The following is a 16,754-nucleotide window of genomic DNA, read 5'->3' as shown; positions in this document are numbered from 1 at the left end:
CTGGTCCTTACGCGGGCTTGCTTTCGGCCAGCGAGCCGGGGTCTTCGACGAAGGCTTCGTGCAGCAGCTTCACCGCCTTGTCGACATCGTCTCTCTCGATAACGACGGAGATCTTGATTTCCGAGGTCGAGATCATCTGGATGTTTACGCCGGCGTTTGACAGCACCTCGAACATACGCGCCGCGACACCGGCGTGGTTGCGCATTCCCAGGCCCACCACCGACACCTTGGCGACGGTATCGCTGCTGTCGACGCCTCCGGCTCCGACCTTCTCGGCGACCTCCTGGACGAGCTTGGCCGCAGCCGAAAAATCCTCGCCGGAAACCGTGAAAGTGAGATCGGTGTGTCCGTCTGCACTTACATTCTGGACTATCATGTCCACGACGACGCCCCTCTCGGCGAGCGGGCCGAAAAGTGACGCAGCCAGCCCCGGTGTATCGGGTACCAACTTGACGGTAATTTTCGCCTGGTCACGGTCAAACGCGACCCCGGATACCAGAACTTCTTCCATGCCTTCCTCCTCGGGTACAACCCAGGTGCCCTCATCGTCGCCAAAACTGGAGCGCACCCGTAGCTTGACGCCGTAGCGCTTAGCGCACTCGACTGCTCTTATCTGCAACACCTTTGCACCGAGCCCCGCCAGTTCGAGCATCTCGTCGTAGGAAATTTTTTCCAGCCGCACGGCCTGGTCGCAAGTCCGTGGATCGGTGGTGTAAACACCATCTACATCGGTGCAGATGTCGCAGCTAGCCGCGCCCAGGGCCGCGGCTAGGGCCACCGCCGTGGTGTCAGAACCACCGCGGCCGAGAGTGGTAATGTTGTCATCTGAATCGATGCCCTGAAACCCCGCGACCACTACCACCTTGCGTTCTTCAAAAGCGCGCTCGATACGCGAAACCTTGATCGACTGGATTCGCGCTTTACCGTGCGCAGAATCGGTGGAGATGCGAATCTGGTGGCCGAGCAGGGATTCGGCCGGCACGCCTTGGTCCTTGAGTGCCAGTGACAGCAGCGCACACGACACTTGTTCGCCTGTTGAAAGCAACACGTCGAGTTCGCGGGTGTCGGGTTCGCCGGACAGCGAGCGCGCCAGTTCCAGCAGCCGGTTGGTTTCTCCGCTCATGGCCGAAACGACCACTGCGACATTAAGGCCCTGTTCCCAGCTGCGTTTTACCCTTGCGGCTACCGCTCGAATGCGGTCGAGATCTCCGAGCGAGGTCCCTCCGTATTTTTGTACTGTTCTTTCTACCGTGGACATTATCTTTCGCGCCAGTAAGGCGCGAGCGCTGCCGGCCGCCCGTTCAGCTCACGGCATCCAGTGCGCGCTGCAGCCCCTGCCCAGCAAATTTAAGTTCAATCGACCTATACTCCGCGTTTTCCACGGCAATTTCAACGGTTACGAGCTTTTGAGGGAGAGGCCCCCTGTAGAATTCCCACCACTCCACGGCCGCGAGCCCCGCAGCGCCCAGAACGTGTTGCAGGCCGGTTCCGTCGATCGCTTCTTCTATAGCAGCATCGTCCATGGACCCGAGGCGATAAAGGTCGGCGTGATGAAAAGGGCCGCTGTCGCCGTCGTAGGACTGCAGATACACGAAACTCGGACTCGACACCTCTCGTGGGTCAACCCCCCGACCCTCCGCGAGGCCCCGACAAAACACTGTTTTACCCGCTCCGAGTCGACCTGACAGGCCAACAACGCAGCCCTCGTCCAGTGCCGAAGCGAGCTTGCGCGCCAGGTCCTCGGTGGCCGCTTCGCTGTCTACGCGCAGCTGGATCTGCTGTCCGCTACTCGTATCCGTGGTCATCACCGTTACCGTGCCTGATAGAAGTCATGGCCAGGGGCAGTTCGTTTGCCAGGTCTGACGCCAGGTAGCCGCAATCGCCGAGTACAACCTCCAAGCGGTCGCCGGCCAGCCCGTGCAAAAACACGCCGGCTGCGGCTGCCTCGAAGCTGTCAGAAATCTGGGCCTGCAAGGTGCCGATCACCCCGGCGAGCACGTCTCCCATTCCGGCACTGGCCATGCCCGGATTTCCCGACAGGTTAAAAGCCGTACGCGCTTCGGCGCAGACAACAGTGGCGGCACCCTTGAGCACCATGACCACGTGGTTGCTGCTGGCATAGCCGGTGGCCGCCGAAAGCCGGTCGCGTTGGACCTCGGCCACAGAGCTGCCCAGCAGCCGTGCCATCTCACCCGGGTGCGGAGTCATAACTGCCGAAGTCGCTCCGTTTCTCGATCTCGCCAGCAATGCTTCGCGTCCCCTGTCAGCGGATTCGGCGAGCACGTTGAGCGCGTCGGCGTCGAGGAGTAGAGGGCCCGCGTAAGAATCGATCAAGGAGAAGACCAGGTCGATTGCTCCCGGACCGGTCCCCAGTCCGGGGCCCAGCACCACCGAATCGTAGTTGCTGATGCCTTCGCGCAGCCCGTCCCACGCGCCCTCGGCCAGCTGCCCCCCCTCGTCCGCAAGCTCGCGGGTCATGGTCTCGGCCAGTGCCCCGTCAACGACAGCCGCCAGGCTCGAGGGCACGGCCAGGGTTACGAGTCCTGCCCCGCAGCGCAGCGCCGCGGTGCCAGCGAGAACCACCGCGCCGGATTTGCCGCTCGAGCCTCCGACGATGAGTACGTGGCCCAGTTCGCCCTTGTGGATGCTGCGGTGGCGCAGGGGCAAGGTCTCACCACAGCGTTCGGCGTCGATTGTGTGGGCGTCGGGCAGCACTCCTGTGAAAGCGGGTTCCAGCAGCCCGATGTCCGCCACCTTCACGCGACCTCCATGGTTGGGGCCATCGCCGAGGAAGAGACCGCGCTTGGCGCAACCAAAGGTAACGGTCGTGTCGGCGATAACGGCCACGCCGAGTGGCCGCCCGCTGTCACAGCAGAGCCCTGACGGGATGTCGGCGGCTACCACGGGGAGGCCCGACGCGTTGAGCGCGGTTACCAGCTCTGCTGTTTCGCCAGCCAGGTCGCGATTGAGCCCAGTACCAAAAATTGCGTCCACGGCCACCGCGCAGCCATCAGCGCTTTCTTCTGTCAGGAATTCGAGCGCATCGGCAGCGTCCAGGGTTTCACCGCCGGCGCCCTCCCATATAGCGAGGTTGTTCTCGGCGCCACTACCCGATCGCGGTCTACCGCAACAGAGAACCACCGCAACACTCCTGCCGGCGCTTTTGAGCAGGCGCGCTGCCACTAATCCATCGCCACCGTTGTTGCCATTGCCGCAGAGCACCAAGACGGTTGCCGCCTGCCCGGAGATTTCGGATCCGTCGCGGGGCAGCCAGACCGCTGCCGCTGCCGCAAGGGCGGCACCAGCGTTTTCCATCAGCTCAAGTGCAGGCATGCCGGCGGCTATCGTAGCCTCTTCGATGGCGGCGGCCGCCGCCCTTCCGACGACAGGCCAGGACACTTCAGTTACTCCCCATGGCAGCGATCATTTCGCCAACGGCGCCCTCGATGCCGAGGAAAATGGCCCTGGCTACGATACTGTGACCAATGTTGAGCTCCACCAGCCCGGGAAGGGCTGCAACGGCGCCCACGTTGGCCACAGTCAGTCCATGGCCGGCGTTGACCTGCAGCCCAAGCTCCACGGCGTGCAACGCTGCCCTGTGCAGTAATTCGAGTTCAAGGGCGGCCCGCTCTCCGTTGGCATCGGCGTAGCGCCCAGTGTGAAGTTCTATGACCGGGGCACCGCTATCCCTCGCTGCGCTTATTTCGTCGAGGTCGGGGTTGATAAAAAGGCTCACCTTTACGCCCGCATCCGCGAGCCGGGCGAGTCGCGGTGCCAGCTCTTTTTCGCGCCCGCGCACAGCCAGTCCACCTTCGGTGGTGAGCTCTTCGCGCCGTTCGGGCACCAGGCAGACGTCAGCGGGCTTGAGCGCAGCGGCGATGTCAATCATCTCGTCGGTGGCCGCCATTTCCAGGTTCAGCTTGGTATTGATTGCCAGTGCCATTCTCGCCACGTCGCTGTCGTTTATGTGCCGACGATCTTCGCGCAGGTGAACAGTGATGCTGCTGGCACCGGCTCGCTCGGCGGCCAGGGCAGCTTCGACCGGGTCCGGGTAATCAGTTCCTCGGGCCTGGCGTATGGTGGCCACGTGGTCGACGTTTACGCCGAGGCTGACCTCTGCCACCTGCCCTTCTCAACCCAGCCGCGCCTGGATGGCGTCGGCTATGGCACGCGCGTGCTCTTCTACTGCGCTGTGTTCGGAGCCCTCGACCATGACCCGGGCCAACGCCTGGGTGCCCGAGTAGCGCACAAGCACCCGCCCCTGTTCGCCCAGTGCGTCGCGCGCGCTGTCAATGGCCGAACAGATATCCGCCTCCTCGGCGAGGTCGCTCTTCTCCTGGACGGCGACGTTTATGAGCACTTGCGGATATCTGTTTATGGGGGCGTGGAGTTCCGACAGCGGCTTGTCGGCTTCCTGCATGGCGACGAGCACAGACAGCGCTGAGATCATGCCGTCGCCGGTCGTCGTGTTGTCGAGGCAGATCAAGTGTCCCGACTGCTCTCCGCCGAGATTACAGCCGGTTTCTTTCATCATTTCTACGACGTAACGATCGCCAACGTTGGCTCGCTGGAGCCCGATTCCCTGTTCCTTGAGGTACACCTCGAGCCCGAGGTTGCTCATCACCGTGCCCACAACAGCGTCGCCTCGCAGCAACCCGCTTTGTTTCATATGGGTGGCCAGTATCGCCATCATGCGGTCACCGTCCACCTCGGCGCCGAGTTCGTCGACCATGATAACCCTGTCGGCGTCGCCGTCGAGAGCTATGCCTGCGTGGGCGCCCTCTCGGAGGACGCGCTCCCGCAAAAGGTCGGTGTACATCGCCCCGCAGCCCTCGTTGATGTTAAAGCCGTCGGGCTGGTCACCAATGGCCACCACCTCGGCGCCGAGTTCCTCGAGTACCGCGGGGGCAACGCGGTACGCAGCGCCGTTGGCACAGTCGACCACGAGCCGGAATCCAGCCAGGGTTCGACCCCGGGGCACCGCTGATTTGAGAAAAACGTTGTAGCGCCCGTCGGCATCGTCTACTCGTCGGGCTTTTCCAATGGCGCCGGCCGTTGGGCGCATGCGGTCGATTTCGCTGCCGAGCATGAGTTCTTCGATCAGCGTTTCGTCGGCGTCGGGAAGCTTGAACGCATCGGGTCCGAAGAACTTGATGCCGTTATCTTCAAAGGGGTTGTGCGAAGCAGATATCGAGACCCCGGCGTCGGCCCTCATGCTTCGCGTCAGAAATGCTATCCCCGGTGTCGGCATCGGTCCCACGAGCAACACGTCGACGCCCATAGAGGTGAGCCCCGAGGCGAGCGCGGTTTCGATCATGTAGCCAGACACCCGGGTATCCTTGCCGATGAGAACCTTGTGTTGCCGATCGCCGTCGGTTTGAAAGAATCGGCCTACCGCGCGGCCCAGGCGCAGAACGGTCTCGGGGGTCATCGGTTCTATGTTGGCCACGCCCCTGACGCCGTCAGTGCCGAACATGCGGCGAACGCCGTTGTCGTTTTTCTCACCTGTCATTCCGTGGTCTCCCTTGTCGCTTGATAACCGAGTTCCGGCTTGCCGTCATTGTATCGCAGAAACCGGGGCTTACCGCACCTCCAGCTCCTGTTTCAGGTTCCCCTGTGCCTGCGCAGCGCGGCGCCGAGCTTAACCGCCTGCAGGGTAGAGCCCGGGTCATGGGTGCGGATCAGCTCCACGCCGCTGAAAGCGGCAAGCGCGGCTGCTGCCGCGGTGGCGGTGTCTCGCTCGGATGCGCGCTCGATGTCGCACACCTCGCCCAGCCAGCGCTTGCGCGAGGGTCCGAGCATGACGGGTTGATCGCCCTGCCAGTGCTTCTTGAAATTGGCCGCCAGCTCCAGGTTGTCGTCCAGTTGTTTACCGAAGCCCAGGCCAGGGTCCACGATAAGCGCGTTCGCGGCGACGCCCGCTTCGACAGCCAGGCGGCATCTCTCGTCCAGAAAATCGCTGACTTCGGTAACTACCTGTCCGTAGTTCGCCAGTTCCATCATGACTTCGGGCCGCCCTGGGCTGTGCATCAACACCAGGCCTGCCCCGGCTTTCGCCACCAGCGAAAACATGTCCCCGTCCCAGCGGCAGGCTGACACGTCGTTGACGATCGCGGCGCCGCAGTCCAGTGCCTGCCGGGCTACAGCGGCGCGCACGGTATCAATTGAGAAGAGTAGGTTTGCCTGTTGCCCGAGTTCACGAACAACCGGTAAGATCCGCGCGAGTTCTTCGTCCTCGTCAACGGGCGTGGCACCCGGGCGCGTAGACTCCCCGCCAACGTCGATTACGTCCGCGCCCAGTTCGACCATTTCAAGAGCGGCATCGACGGCTTCCTCGGGGCCAGAGAAGCGGCCCCCATCCGAAAACGAATCAGGTGTCAGGTTGAGAATGCCGACCAGCAGCGGACGGTCGGCCAAGGACAAGGGGCCCCTGGCCGTGGCCAGCTTGCGTAGCAGCGGCTCTTCGTCGTTGCTCAATGGCCGGTTTTCAGGCTGGCACGGGTGCCGGCTCGGGAACCACGGGCGGCTCGACCCCACCTTCCCTGAGAAGCTTCTGGATATCGGTGTTGTCCAGTACTTCGTGCTCCAGCAAGGCTGCTGCCATCTTGTGCAGGATCGCGAGGTGCTCGTCGAGTATCTTACGCGCTTTCTTGTAAGCTCCCGAGAGGATGTTCCTGACCTCCGCGTCTATGTTGCCCGCGGTAGCCTCGGAGTACTCGCGCCGCTGCGTGATGTCCATCCCCAGGAAGACTTCTTCGTTTGGTGTGCTGTAGGTAACTGGCCCCATGGATTCGCTCATTCCCCACTCGCAGACCATTTTTCGCGCCAGCTCCGTTGCCCTCTCAAGGTCATTGCCGGCGCCTGTCGTCACTTCATCCATGACAATTTCTTCGGCCACCCTGCCGCCGTAAAGGATGACGAGGTTGTTGTTCAAGTAACGCCGGTTGTAGGAATGACGGTCTTCGACCGGAATCTGCTGGGTCAGTCCGAGGGCCATGCCCCTGGGTATGATCGTGACCTTGTGCACCGGGTCTGCACCTGGCAACAACGCGGCGATCAGGGCGTGACCTGACTCGTGGTAAGCCGTGTTGCGTTTTTCTTCGTCGGTCATTACGAGGCTGCGCCTCTCGCTGCCCATGAGAATCTTGTCCTTGGCATGGTCGAAATTAGGCTGACAGACCGCGTCCTTATTCTCGCGGGCTGCCTGAAGGGCGGCCTCGTTGACCAGGCTCTCAAGATCGGCACCACTGAAACCCGGCGTGGCGCGTCCTATGACGCTAAGGTCTACGTCGTCGCCCAGCGGGACCTTGCGGGTATGTACCTTGAGAATCCCGGTCCTGCCACGGACGTCGGGTTGTGGCACGACGATGCGTCGGTCGAAACGTCCAGGGCGTAACAAGGCAGGATCGAGTACGTCTGGTCGGTTTGTGGCCGCCACCAGGATTACGCCCTCGTTGGATTCGAAACCGTCCATCTCGACCAGCAACTGGTTGAGAGTCTGTTCCCGTTCGTCGTGCCCACCGCCGAGGCCCGCCCCGCGGTGGCGACCGACCGCGTCTATCTCATCGATGAAGATTATGCAGGGCGCGTTTTTCTTGCCTTGTACGAAGAGGTCGCGCACGCGCGAAGCCCCTACCCCCACGAACATCTCGACGAAGTCAGAGCCGGAGATCGAGTAAAAGGGGACGCCAGCTTCGCCAGCCACGGCCCGTGCCAACAGTGTCTTGCCGGTGCCCGGCGCGCCGACCAGCAGTACTCCTTTGGGTATGCGGCCGCCCAGGCGTGTGAACTTCTTGGGGTCGCGCAGGAAGGCGATGATTTCTTCGAGTTCTTCCTTGGCTTCGTCTATTCCCGCCACGTCGCCGAAGGTTACTTTCTGCTCGTTCTCGTTCAGCAACCGGGCGCGGCTCTTACCGAAGGACATGGCTTTGCCGCCACCCATCTGCATCTGTCGCATGAAAAAAATCCACACGCCGACCAGGAGCAGCATAGGGAACCATTGCACCAGTAGGATGACGTACCAGGGTTCGTTGGCCTGGGGCTTTACCTCGAAGGGTACGTCTACGGCCTTGATTTCGTCAACTGCATCGTCGAGCGGCCCGTAGGTGGTGAAATTGCGACCGCCATCCATCGTGCCGCTTATCTGGTCTCCCTGCAGGGTAACCTGGTCTACCCTACCCGCCTGCAGCTCTTCGATGAAATCGCTGTATATGACCTTTTCATCGGTCTGCTGCTGGCCCTGAAACATATTGAACAGCAGGACGACCATGAGGCCCAGGACTAGCCAGAGAGCGATGTTACGAGAAAACTGGTTCATATTCTGTAGCTTAATCCTTTTACTGACCTTGGACAGCGCCTGGGCAGGCGCCCCCGGATGCTGAAGTTCTCGGCGAAGCTATCACGTGCGTTAACGACCGGCAACAAGCAAATAGCCCCGATTCGCGCGAGTTTGAGCGCGTAACCACGAGCCCGGCAGCTCAAAACCCCGGCTTCCGCTTCCAACTCAGCAGCAATGAATCGTCGCTGGAGTTTGTCGCCAGCCCAGGGTCGGCAAGCAATCCAGGCACCCACAGCAAGCTGGCTGCCTGTTCCATTACGGGCCATCCCCCTCTCATGGCTCTCGGCACTTTGAGCTCTCCCAGCAGATCGCTCACCAGCGCGTGTCCGCCAGTGGCTAGGCGAATACGGTCTCCATTCCTGTGGGGACGTACGGAAATGTCGCCACGCAGCAAGTGAGTGCGCGATGCGTTCACGGCCTGCTCAAGTATCGATTTTCGCTGGGGCTCAGCAACCTTCCGATCTACGGCTATCGACCACCTTCCCGCAGGGTCTTCAACGGCCGCGTCGCTGCGCGGGTCGAGTACCAGGTTGAAATCAAGGGCGTTCACCGACAGCCGGACGCGCCGCAGTTGGCCGTATTCCCGCAACACTGGCCGCCCCGGCATGTCCAGTTCGGCACTGCCATCGCGCCGGCTGCTAAGTTTTTCCAGCAGCTCCAGTTGGCGTGCAGTCGGACTCCGTGGCCCGCCGGTCTCGAGCAGCCAGGAACGCAACACCCTCCAGCGCAGCGCCGGTGGTACTCGGTCGAAGGCGGCGAGGTCAAGAACAGCATCGGCTTCACTTCCCGCAACCCACAACCTGTAGCGCGAGGCCTCGCCTTGCAGGTAGTCGTCCTCCAGTCGCAAGCGCGATGCGTCTTCTGCCAACCGCCGGGCAACGTGTTGGCCCACCTCGCGCTCGACGATCGGCAGCACCCGCCCGCGTATGCGATTGCGCAGAAAGCGGTCGCTGCTGTTGCTCGGATCTTCGGCCCACGCGACACCACGGCTCTTGAGAAGCTCGCGCAACGCGCTGCGCCTCACATCGAGCAAGGGCCGGACCACGCGACCGCGAGCGTCGCGCATGCCGCCGAGAGCGCGCAGTCCCCCGCCTCGGAACAGGTTCATGAGAATGGTCTCGGCCTGGTCGTCGCTGTTGTGGCCCGTGGCTACCAGTTGCAATCCTCGTTCGTCGGCGCAGCCAAGAAGCGCCGAATACCGCAGCTCCCGCAGCCGAGCCTCGTTGGCTTGCGCCCCCGCTTTCACGCGCAAGCAGAAAAACGGCAAGCCCGCTGCCAGGGCGCGGGCCTCGACCAGTTCGAGTTCTGACTGGACATCTTCGCGGCAGCCGTGGTCGACAAAAGCTACTTCGAGTTTAAGATCACACTTGTCGGCAAGCTCCAGCAAGAGTTCCAGCAGTGCCATTGAGTCGCCGCCACCCGATACCGCCACGAGCACACCTTTGCCCTCCATGTCGGCGCGCCGCGCAGCCGCTTCAACAGTTGGCAATAATCCAAACATCAATTTACCGTGTCTTTTCACGTCAGGACCGACAGTATTATTCGCGTGCCCCACTCGCCGTGGCAAGGCCGCGCGGGCTGTGACAGCATCGTGGACCATGAAAATCTCGATAATTCTTACCGTGTTGCTACTGGCCTCTGCGATACCGGGGGATGCCGATGAGCTGGCCACCACTAATTCCCCGCCCGATCTCCAACAGGGCGAAGCAACCAGGCGGGCTGTGAACCGCCTGGCCGAAGCGCTCGCGCTCACCGCCGAGGAGTGGGGAGGAGATGCCGTGGCGTTGCAGGCGAACCTGCTCATCAACAGCCTCAAGGCAGGCGCCGTGCTGTCCACGGAGGTCAAAGTCGTGGGTCCGTCCAGTGTTTACGGGGCAGATTTCCTTCAGATAGACGTTGATACCGGTTTGCTTCTCGACCTGGGCGTCAGCGGCCCCAAGATCGCCGACAAGCTGCTCTGGGGCTCGGTTCTGCTCCCGTCACTCGAGCGCATGGAGACAGTAGACCTGGATCCAGCTGGGCTGGATGTGGCTTTTGCTTACGAATTACAAGATTTTTCGCAGAATGACCCCCCTTCCCGCGCCGATCTGGACGGGCCTACTCAAGTCAGGACCCTGCGTTACCGGATCGAAGCAGGGCAACTGCGTTCGTACGTGGCTCGTGAGACTGACGCAGCTGGTCTGCGCGCCTTGCTTTCAGTAACAGAGTAGCCAACCAGCGTTTTTATAGTGTTTTTCGCACAGAAAGCCCCCATCCGGGGGGGCTTCACCCTTGACACAACTACATCCGAGATGTCATTGTCGAGCACGCGGAGCCGTTCTCCGCGTCCAAGGGGAAACTCAATGAAAAAAGTCGCCGGTCTCATCTTCTTTTCACTTATTTTTCTTGCCGCAGGGCAGGTGCAGGCGCTTGATACAAGCGGCCTCCACAGCTGCGCCGACGTGGCTACTCCTACTATCGCGGGGCCTGGGCCTGATGGCGAAAAATGCCACGCGGCAATACTCAAGTCGGTTGCCAAATTCCTCAAAATCAGGGTCGGGGCCGAGAGTAAATGCCTGTCGAAGAACGAGCCGGTTCTCTGTCCGGACGCGAAAGGCCAGAGCAAGATTCAGAAAATCGCGCTCAAGTCCGAGTCCAGCATTGCCAAAGCCTGTGGAGATGACACTGCCCAGGCGGCGCTCGGCGGATTCTACGGAGCTCAGACCGACGAGAACATTATCGGCCAGTGCGTGCTGGGCCAGAACGCGGTCCTAGCTGACCTTTTTCTCGGCATTACGCACGGTGTGCCGGGAGGCATACTCAAGAGCTCTTCGGAGAAATGCGGCAAGACCGTTGCCAAGTCGGCCGTGAAGTATCTCACGGGAATATCCAAGACCACCACCAAATGCCTGGGCAAAGTGGCTGTAGACGGTGCTACCTGTGTCGGCTCTCGCGTGGCTGGCGCCTGGGTTGACCCCAGCGACGTCAAGGCAGCCAAGGGCTATTCCAAGGCCCGCGAAAAGCTCGCCAAGGGCATAAATAAAAGTTGTAGTGATATACCGGGCAAGCAGTTGGCCGAGGGGCCGCTGGGCTTTCTGATCTCGATGCGTTCCTGCCCCGGCACCACCACCACGGCGGGCCTGATCGATTGCCTGTACTGCACCAGCGAAAACACCTGGCTCGGCATACTGGACCAGGTCTACAACGAATCCGCAGCGGCCCTGGTGGCCGAGGGCGAGTCCCTGCAGGCGGCCGTCGACTCAGCGGCTACCGGCGACAAGATCCTTATTCTTCCGGGAACCTACGAAGACGAGATCTTGATATCGGCTGTTCGTAAATGCTCCGGTGGGGTTGATAATGGCATAGCATGTTCGACGGACGGTGATTGCACTTCGCCCGGCACCTGCGTGGTCGACCACGCAGACCCTGGTTCGCGCGATGGTCTTGCGCTCGTGGGTTGCGGTGCTGCCACCGACAGTCGCCCGTTGTTGCGGCGGCCTTCGGGAGTGGGTCCTTTTGCCAACGGTGTCTTTGCCGTCGAGGTCGATGGTCTTGAGTTCCAGAGCCTGGTCACTGAAAACTGGGACGAGAACGGGATTTTTGTCAGCGGTGCCGAAGGAGTCACCTTCCGTGACGTCATAGGCGACGGCGGTACCCCGCCTAACTCGACTTACGGTATCTTCCCGGTGCAGAGCAACAACGTGGTCGTAGAGACCTCGGTAGGTCGGAATGTTACTGACGCAGGAATCTACGTCGGCCAGTCGACCAACGTGGTGATCCGCTACTGTGACGCCTACAATAACCCGGCCGGCATAGAGCTGGAGAACTCGTCTTATGGCGTGGTGCAGAACAACCTCACCTTTGACAACTCGGGCGGGCTGGCCATCTTCAAGTTGCCTGACCTCCCGGTGCAGTTGGTTGTCGATAACGACATCTCCTACAACGTGACGGTCAACAACAACATACCCAACATCGGGGCCGGCCTGGTCGGCAACATCCCGGTGGGGACCGGAATGTTGGTGATATCCGTGCAGGACACGGACTTTCACCACAACTTGATGCTGGACAACAACTCGGCCGGTGTCATCTTGCTTGACCAGGAAGCCACTAATGTTTTTGCGCCGGGCACGTTCACGTCCATTAGCGCTGACCAGGCGCTTTCGGGTAACGCCGTTACCTACAACGTGGCTGGAGGTAACGGGGCTGCGCCCGATTTGCCGCTTCCGTCGCTCGCGAAGGATATAATCTACGCCCACGATGGAGCCGCCGGGTTGAACTGCTTCAGTGGAAATGTCTTCCCCACCAAGTTTACCGATACTACTGATTCAGGAGGGTTCCCTGCCTGTCCGTAAAAAGTCGACTTTCCTGCCGCCCGAACATGCGGCACTAACGGTAATTCGCAAGAAGCCGGGAGCAGCACTGCTGTTCCCGGTTTTTTGCGCTTTGCTGTGCGCGTTGCTCTGCCTGCCATCGTTGGCCGGCGCCCAGATGCCGACGACCACGGCTGATTTTTTCATGCCCGGGACACAGCCACTGTCGATAGTCGATGGCCTCTCGACTCCCGACGATTGTACTCCCTGCCACTCTGATTACGGCTCTCCCGAGGTCGAGCCTTTTCGCAACTGGGAGGGTTCGATGATGGGCCAGGCTGCTCGCGACCCCCTGATGTGGGCTGCAGTGGCGATCGCCAACCAGGATGCCGATAACGCCGGCGAGCCCTGCCTTCGTTGCCATTTAAGCCGGGGCTGGTTGGAGGGCCGTTCGGCGGCTCCCGACGGCAGCATGATGACGGCCGATGACCGCCACGGTGTCCAATGCTCGGTATGTCACCGCATGGTAGACCCGACGCCCGGCCCCGGTTCTCCAGCTGAAGACGCCGCCATCCTCGCGGCCCTGACCGAGCCGGTAGTGGTAACCGGCAGCGCCCAGATGATCATTGACCCGGAGGAACGCCTGCGGGGCCCTTTCGACGTGGAAGCAGACCTTGGTTTCAACCCCCACGCTCCGGCTTCCGAGACCCTGGTGTCACCCTACCACCAGCAATCCGAACTTTGCGGCACCTGCCACAACGTCTATGTCCCGCTCTACAGCAGGGACTTGAGTGGTGAGTACGTTGCCAATGCCCTCGACGAACCCGGTGATCCGGCCCTGTCGTTCCCGGAGCAGAACACGTACAGCGAGTGGCTGCACAGTGATTACGCTAGCGGGACGGTGCACGCACCGCAGTTCGGCGGCAACAAGACAGAGGTATCGACCTGCCAGGATTGCCACATGCCCGACGTCAGCGGGATTGACGCCCTGGACGCCGGCAGTCGAGACGACCTCCCCCTGCACCAGTTCCTGGGTGCTAACACCTTTGCCCTGTCCATCATTCCTCATCATCCGGTGTTCGGGCCCGAGGTCGACGCTGAGTTATTGCTGGAAGGCGCCGAGCGTAACCGGGATTTCCTGCGCAAGGCGGCCACCGTGACCGCAACCATCGCTACGGGGCAGCTCACGGTGCGAGTTCAGAACGAAACAGGCCACAAGTTGCCCACCGGTTATCCAGAAGGACGTCGAATGTGGTTGCACGTGCGCGCTTACGACGGGGACCGCAATGTCGTGTTTGAATCGGGACGCTACGACTTCGCCGAGGCCGAGTTGCCGGGTGTTCACGCGGAGCTGGGCGACCCTGACTACGACGCTTCACTGCACACATGGGAAGCCCTGCACGCCACCTCCCCCGCGCTTGCCGCCCTGCTGGGCATAGTGCCTGGCACCACCCAGCACCTCGCCCTGGCCAACGTGAGGGAGCACGACAATCGCATTCCACCCAGGGGCTGGGTCAAGGCCCAGTACGACGCGGTCGATGCCACGCCGGTGCCCGACGACTATCCCGAGGGGCAGTACTGGGAAGACGTTGTCTACCCCGTGGGTGCAGGCGCAGTGAAGGCCGAAGTGTCGCTTTACTACCAGACGGCGACGCGTGAATACATAGAGTTTCTGCGTGACGAAAACGTAACCAACGCAGCCGGACCTATACTTTACGACCTCTGGAACACCTACAATCGATCCCTGCCGGTAGAGATGGCGCGGGTCGTGGTAGAGACCGACGAGGATAAGCTCGCACGTTGTTCGTTGAATTCGTGGAAAACAGGCTCGCGTTATTTCAAGAAGGCTCTGCGACAATGGAGCAAGTGTTTCTATCTCGAAGCCGGTGGGCTGACGTGCGATGGGCCCTTTCTCTCGGCCAAGATAGCCACGGCAAGGGCCACGCTCGAATCCAAGCTGGGCGGTGCCGGGGACAGGTTTTGCGCTGGAGCGGGATTAACACCGGCCTCGCTCGGGCACCCCGGCTGGTGTCCTGCGCCCTGTGCCGGAGAACTGCTGTTCGACGCGAGTGACCTGGCCGACTGCAATCGCTGCCTGGCCGACCAACTCATAGGGGCGGCAATGGAATCGGCTTATGGCGTGATACCGCCCTCGCTCCCCGCTGCGAGCGGACCTGGCGCTCCCGACGTCTGCCAGCGGGCGCTCGCTACTGCTTCGACGTCGCTGTCCTGGCGTTGGACAAAAGAGCTTGCACGCTGTGAGAAAAATAAGCTCAAGAACCCGGGCGGAGGCCCGCTCGACTGCAACACCGACCCCGAGGGGCGCATATCCCGGGCGGCGGCAAAATCGGCGCGCAAGATAATCAAGCACTGTGACGACACGGGTGTGCTACCAGGTTGCGCCTCGGGCAACGACGCGGCAGCTGCGGCGTCCTGTGTTGAGGCCGCAGTCTCTGACCTTGCGCCGGCGATGGTTTCGACGTCATTTGCGGAGCTGAGGCCCTGACATGATCGCGCTTTGCAAAAGAGAACTTGCAGGGAAAATTGCGCTGCTCGCGGTGGCTGCAGCCTTTCTGATGGCCAGCGTAGGCGGCGTTGAGGCCAGGCCTACCTACTTTGAGACTCTCAAGGCCCGGTATTCCATCGCCGATGAATCTAACCTCGACGCCTGTGGGGTTTGCCATTTAAAGTGGGCAGGAACCGGTGCTCGCAATCTATATGGAGGTTCGGTGCAGCAGCACCTCTACCTGGGCAAGAGCATCGAGCAGTCGCTGGAGGATGTCGAGGCGATTGACAGCGACGGGGATGGGTTCAGCAATCTTGACGAGCTCCTGACATGGGAGACCCTGCCCGGATACTCCTGCGCTGATTACTTTACAGCTCTCGACGCGCCCACCGGCTATGATCAGTGGATAACCCCCATGGTGGCCACTTGCCTTGAGCCTCTCGACATTCGCTTGTCGCCTGTTTCTATCAGCATGTCGGCCGAGGTGGGCGACAGCAGTTCCGCGGTGCTGACGGTCTACAACAATGGTTCCAGCCAGGCGCTGACGGTGTCTGATTTCGGCCTCGCGCCGGGAGGCCCGACTGACCTGGTAGTGAGCGGACCGGCCCTGCCGTTCGACGTCCAGGTGGGCGAATCTGTGGATCTACAGCTGGACTTCATTCCGCTTTCAGACGTATTCCAGTTCGTTGATCTTGAGGTCAGCAGCAACGACCCCGACGAGCCCTTGGTTTCCGTACAGGTGCTGGTACTGGCGACGGTGCGAGACCTGGCACCCATCGATCAACGGGTGTCCTGCCAGTCACGTACGGCGAAATTATTTTCCAGATACTCGAAGAACGTCATCAAGGAATGGAGCGAGTGTTACACCGACGAGGTCGATGGGCTGGCCTGTGACTCGGGCGCGCGTGACCTCGGCATCGCGAGAGCAGACCTGCGCCTGGACAAGCGGATCGGTGGTAGCGACGATAGCACCTGCGCCGGCAAGGGACTGACCCCCTACTCCATGAACTGGCAAGCTGAATGCGCTTCGCCTTGCGAACATATTGAGATTTTGACGATGTCAGACTCGGCTGAGTGCCAGCGTTGTCGCCAGGAGGTGTTCACCGGTGATTTTCTCTCGGGCGTCATCGGCGATAGCCCGCCTGACCTGCCCACCGCCTTGGCTGGCACTGACTCTGCGAGCCGCTGCCAGCAATTATTGGCGCGAAAAGTCGCCCGGGCTGTCACTCGCATCACGAGACTGCTGTCGCGCTGCGAGGTCAAGGCCCTCGCAGCAGGCCTGGAAACCGATTGCCTGGCCGACACGGCTCAAAGCACCGACAAGCTAAGGGCCAGGGTCAACGCTGAGCCTGCGCGCTGTGACGACCAGTCGGGCCTGGGCTACTGCCTGGTAGCGGATCCGCTGGACACTGACTGCCTGGGCGACACGGCCTGGGAAATCGCCGTTGACCTCAACGACAGCGCCTTCGGCCGGGACTGACGTTTCCTCGCGGCGAGCCAGCGGCCCAACGGGCAGCGCGCTGTCGTAAAACCGGTTATCGTAAAAATGGTGGCGAAGGTGAGACTCGAACTCACGACCTAGGGATTATGAGACCCTTTGAGGACGATGACGATAATCCCC

The 16,754-nt window shown here is 61.4% G+C and carries 12 protein-coding genes; 4 read left to right on the top strand and 8 right to left on the bottom strand.

Annotated features, from left to right (window positions below):
• Positions 1 to 7: 7 nt before the first annotated feature.
• From EYQ35_03310 to tilS, 8 genes are all read right to left on the bottom strand, one after another.
• Positions 8 to 1,258, bottom strand: a complete 1,251-nt coding sequence (locus tag EYQ35_03310; protein ID HIF63167.1) for an aspartate kinase — start codon at positions 1,256 to 1,258, stop codon at positions 8 to 10.
• 43 nt (positions 1,259 to 1,301) lie between these two features.
• A complete protein-coding gene (tsaE, locus tag EYQ35_03305; GenBank protein HIF63166.1) occupies positions 1,302 to 1,805 on the bottom strand; it encodes a tRNA (adenosine(37)-N6)-threonylcarbamoyltransferase complex ATPase subunit type 1 TsaE in 504 nt (167 codons plus the stop codon).
• Positions 1,786 to 3,399 carry an NAD(P)H-hydrate dehydratase gene (locus EYQ35_03300; GenBank protein ID HIF63165.1) on the bottom strand — a complete coding sequence of 538 codons (1,614 nt, stop codon included), beginning with the start codon at positions 3,397 to 3,399 and terminating at the stop codon, positions 1,786 to 1,788. The genes tsaE and EYQ35_03300 overlap by 20 nt, the downstream gene beginning before the upstream one ends.
• Before the next feature lies 1 nt (position 3,400).
• Positions 3,401 to 4,123, bottom strand: a complete 723-nt coding sequence (locus tag EYQ35_03295) for a pyridoxine 5'-phosphate synthase (GenBank protein ID HIF63164.1) — start codon at positions 4,121 to 4,123, stop codon at positions 3,401 to 3,403.
• A gap of 9 nt (positions 4,124 to 4,132) precedes the next feature.
• On the bottom strand, positions 4,133 to 5,512 hold the full coding sequence (locus tag EYQ35_03290; GenBank protein HIF63163.1) for a phosphoglucosamine mutase: 1,380 nt from the start codon (positions 5,510 to 5,512) through the stop codon (positions 4,133 to 4,135).
• Between the two features lie 92 nt (positions 5,513 to 5,604).
• Positions 5,605 to 6,561 (bottom strand): dihydropteroate synthase, encoded by a 957-nt coding sequence (gene folP, locus EYQ35_03285; GenBank protein ID HIF63162.1) that lies wholly within the window; start codon positions 6,559 to 6,561, stop codon positions 5,605 to 5,607.
• A complete protein-coding gene (locus EYQ35_03280) occupies positions 6,488 to 8,317 on the bottom strand; it encodes an ATP-dependent metallopeptidase FtsH/Yme1/Tma family protein (GenBank protein ID HIF63161.1) in 1,830 nt (609 codons plus the stop codon). The genes folP and EYQ35_03280 overlap by 74 nt, the downstream gene beginning before the upstream one ends.
• Positions 8,318 to 8,477: 160 nt before the next feature.
• Entirely contained in the window at positions 8,478 to 10,142 is a 1,665-nt protein-coding gene (tilS, locus tag EYQ35_03275) for a tRNA lysidine(34) synthetase TilS (protein ID HIF63160.1), read from the bottom strand.
• Here tilS and EYQ35_03270 point away from each other — a divergent pair.
• From EYQ35_03270 to EYQ35_03255, 4 genes are all read left to right on the top strand, one after another.
• Positions 10,117 to 10,548: a hypothetical protein gene (locus tag EYQ35_03270; GenBank protein HIF63159.1), complete on the top strand. Its 432-nt coding sequence runs from the start codon at positions 10,117 to 10,119 to the stop codon at positions 10,546 to 10,548. The two genes, tilS and EYQ35_03270, sit on opposite strands and share 26 nt — an antisense overlap.
• A gap of 81 nt (positions 10,549 to 10,629) precedes the next feature.
• Positions 10,630 to 12,669, top strand: coding sequence for a hypothetical protein (locus EYQ35_03265; GenBank protein HIF63158.1), 2,040 nt, complete (start codon positions 10,630 to 10,632; stop codon positions 12,667 to 12,669).
• The gene (locus EYQ35_03260; GenBank protein ID HIF63157.1) at positions 12,602 to 15,133 is read left to right on the top strand and encodes a hypothetical protein; all 2,532 of its coding nucleotides are present in this window, start codon (positions 12,602 to 12,604) and stop codon (positions 15,131 to 15,133) included. Before EYQ35_03265 ends, EYQ35_03260 begins: the two co-directional genes overlap by 68 nt.
• Before the next feature lie 52 nt (positions 15,134 to 15,185).
• Positions 15,186 to 16,613 carry a hypothetical protein gene (locus tag EYQ35_03255; protein ID HIF63156.1) on the top strand — a complete coding sequence of 476 codons (1,428 nt, stop codon included), beginning with the start codon at positions 15,186 to 15,188 and terminating at the stop codon, positions 16,611 to 16,613.
• Positions 16,614 to 16,754: the final 141 nt, after the last annotated feature.

This window comes from Candidatus Binatota bacterium (assembly GCA_012960245.1).
Lineage (GTDB): Bacteria > Desulfobacterota > Binatia > UBA1149 > UBA1149 > UBA1149.
The sequence above is the reverse complement of the archived record's forward strand: the minus strand, read 5'-3'. Positions and strand labels throughout refer to the sequence as shown.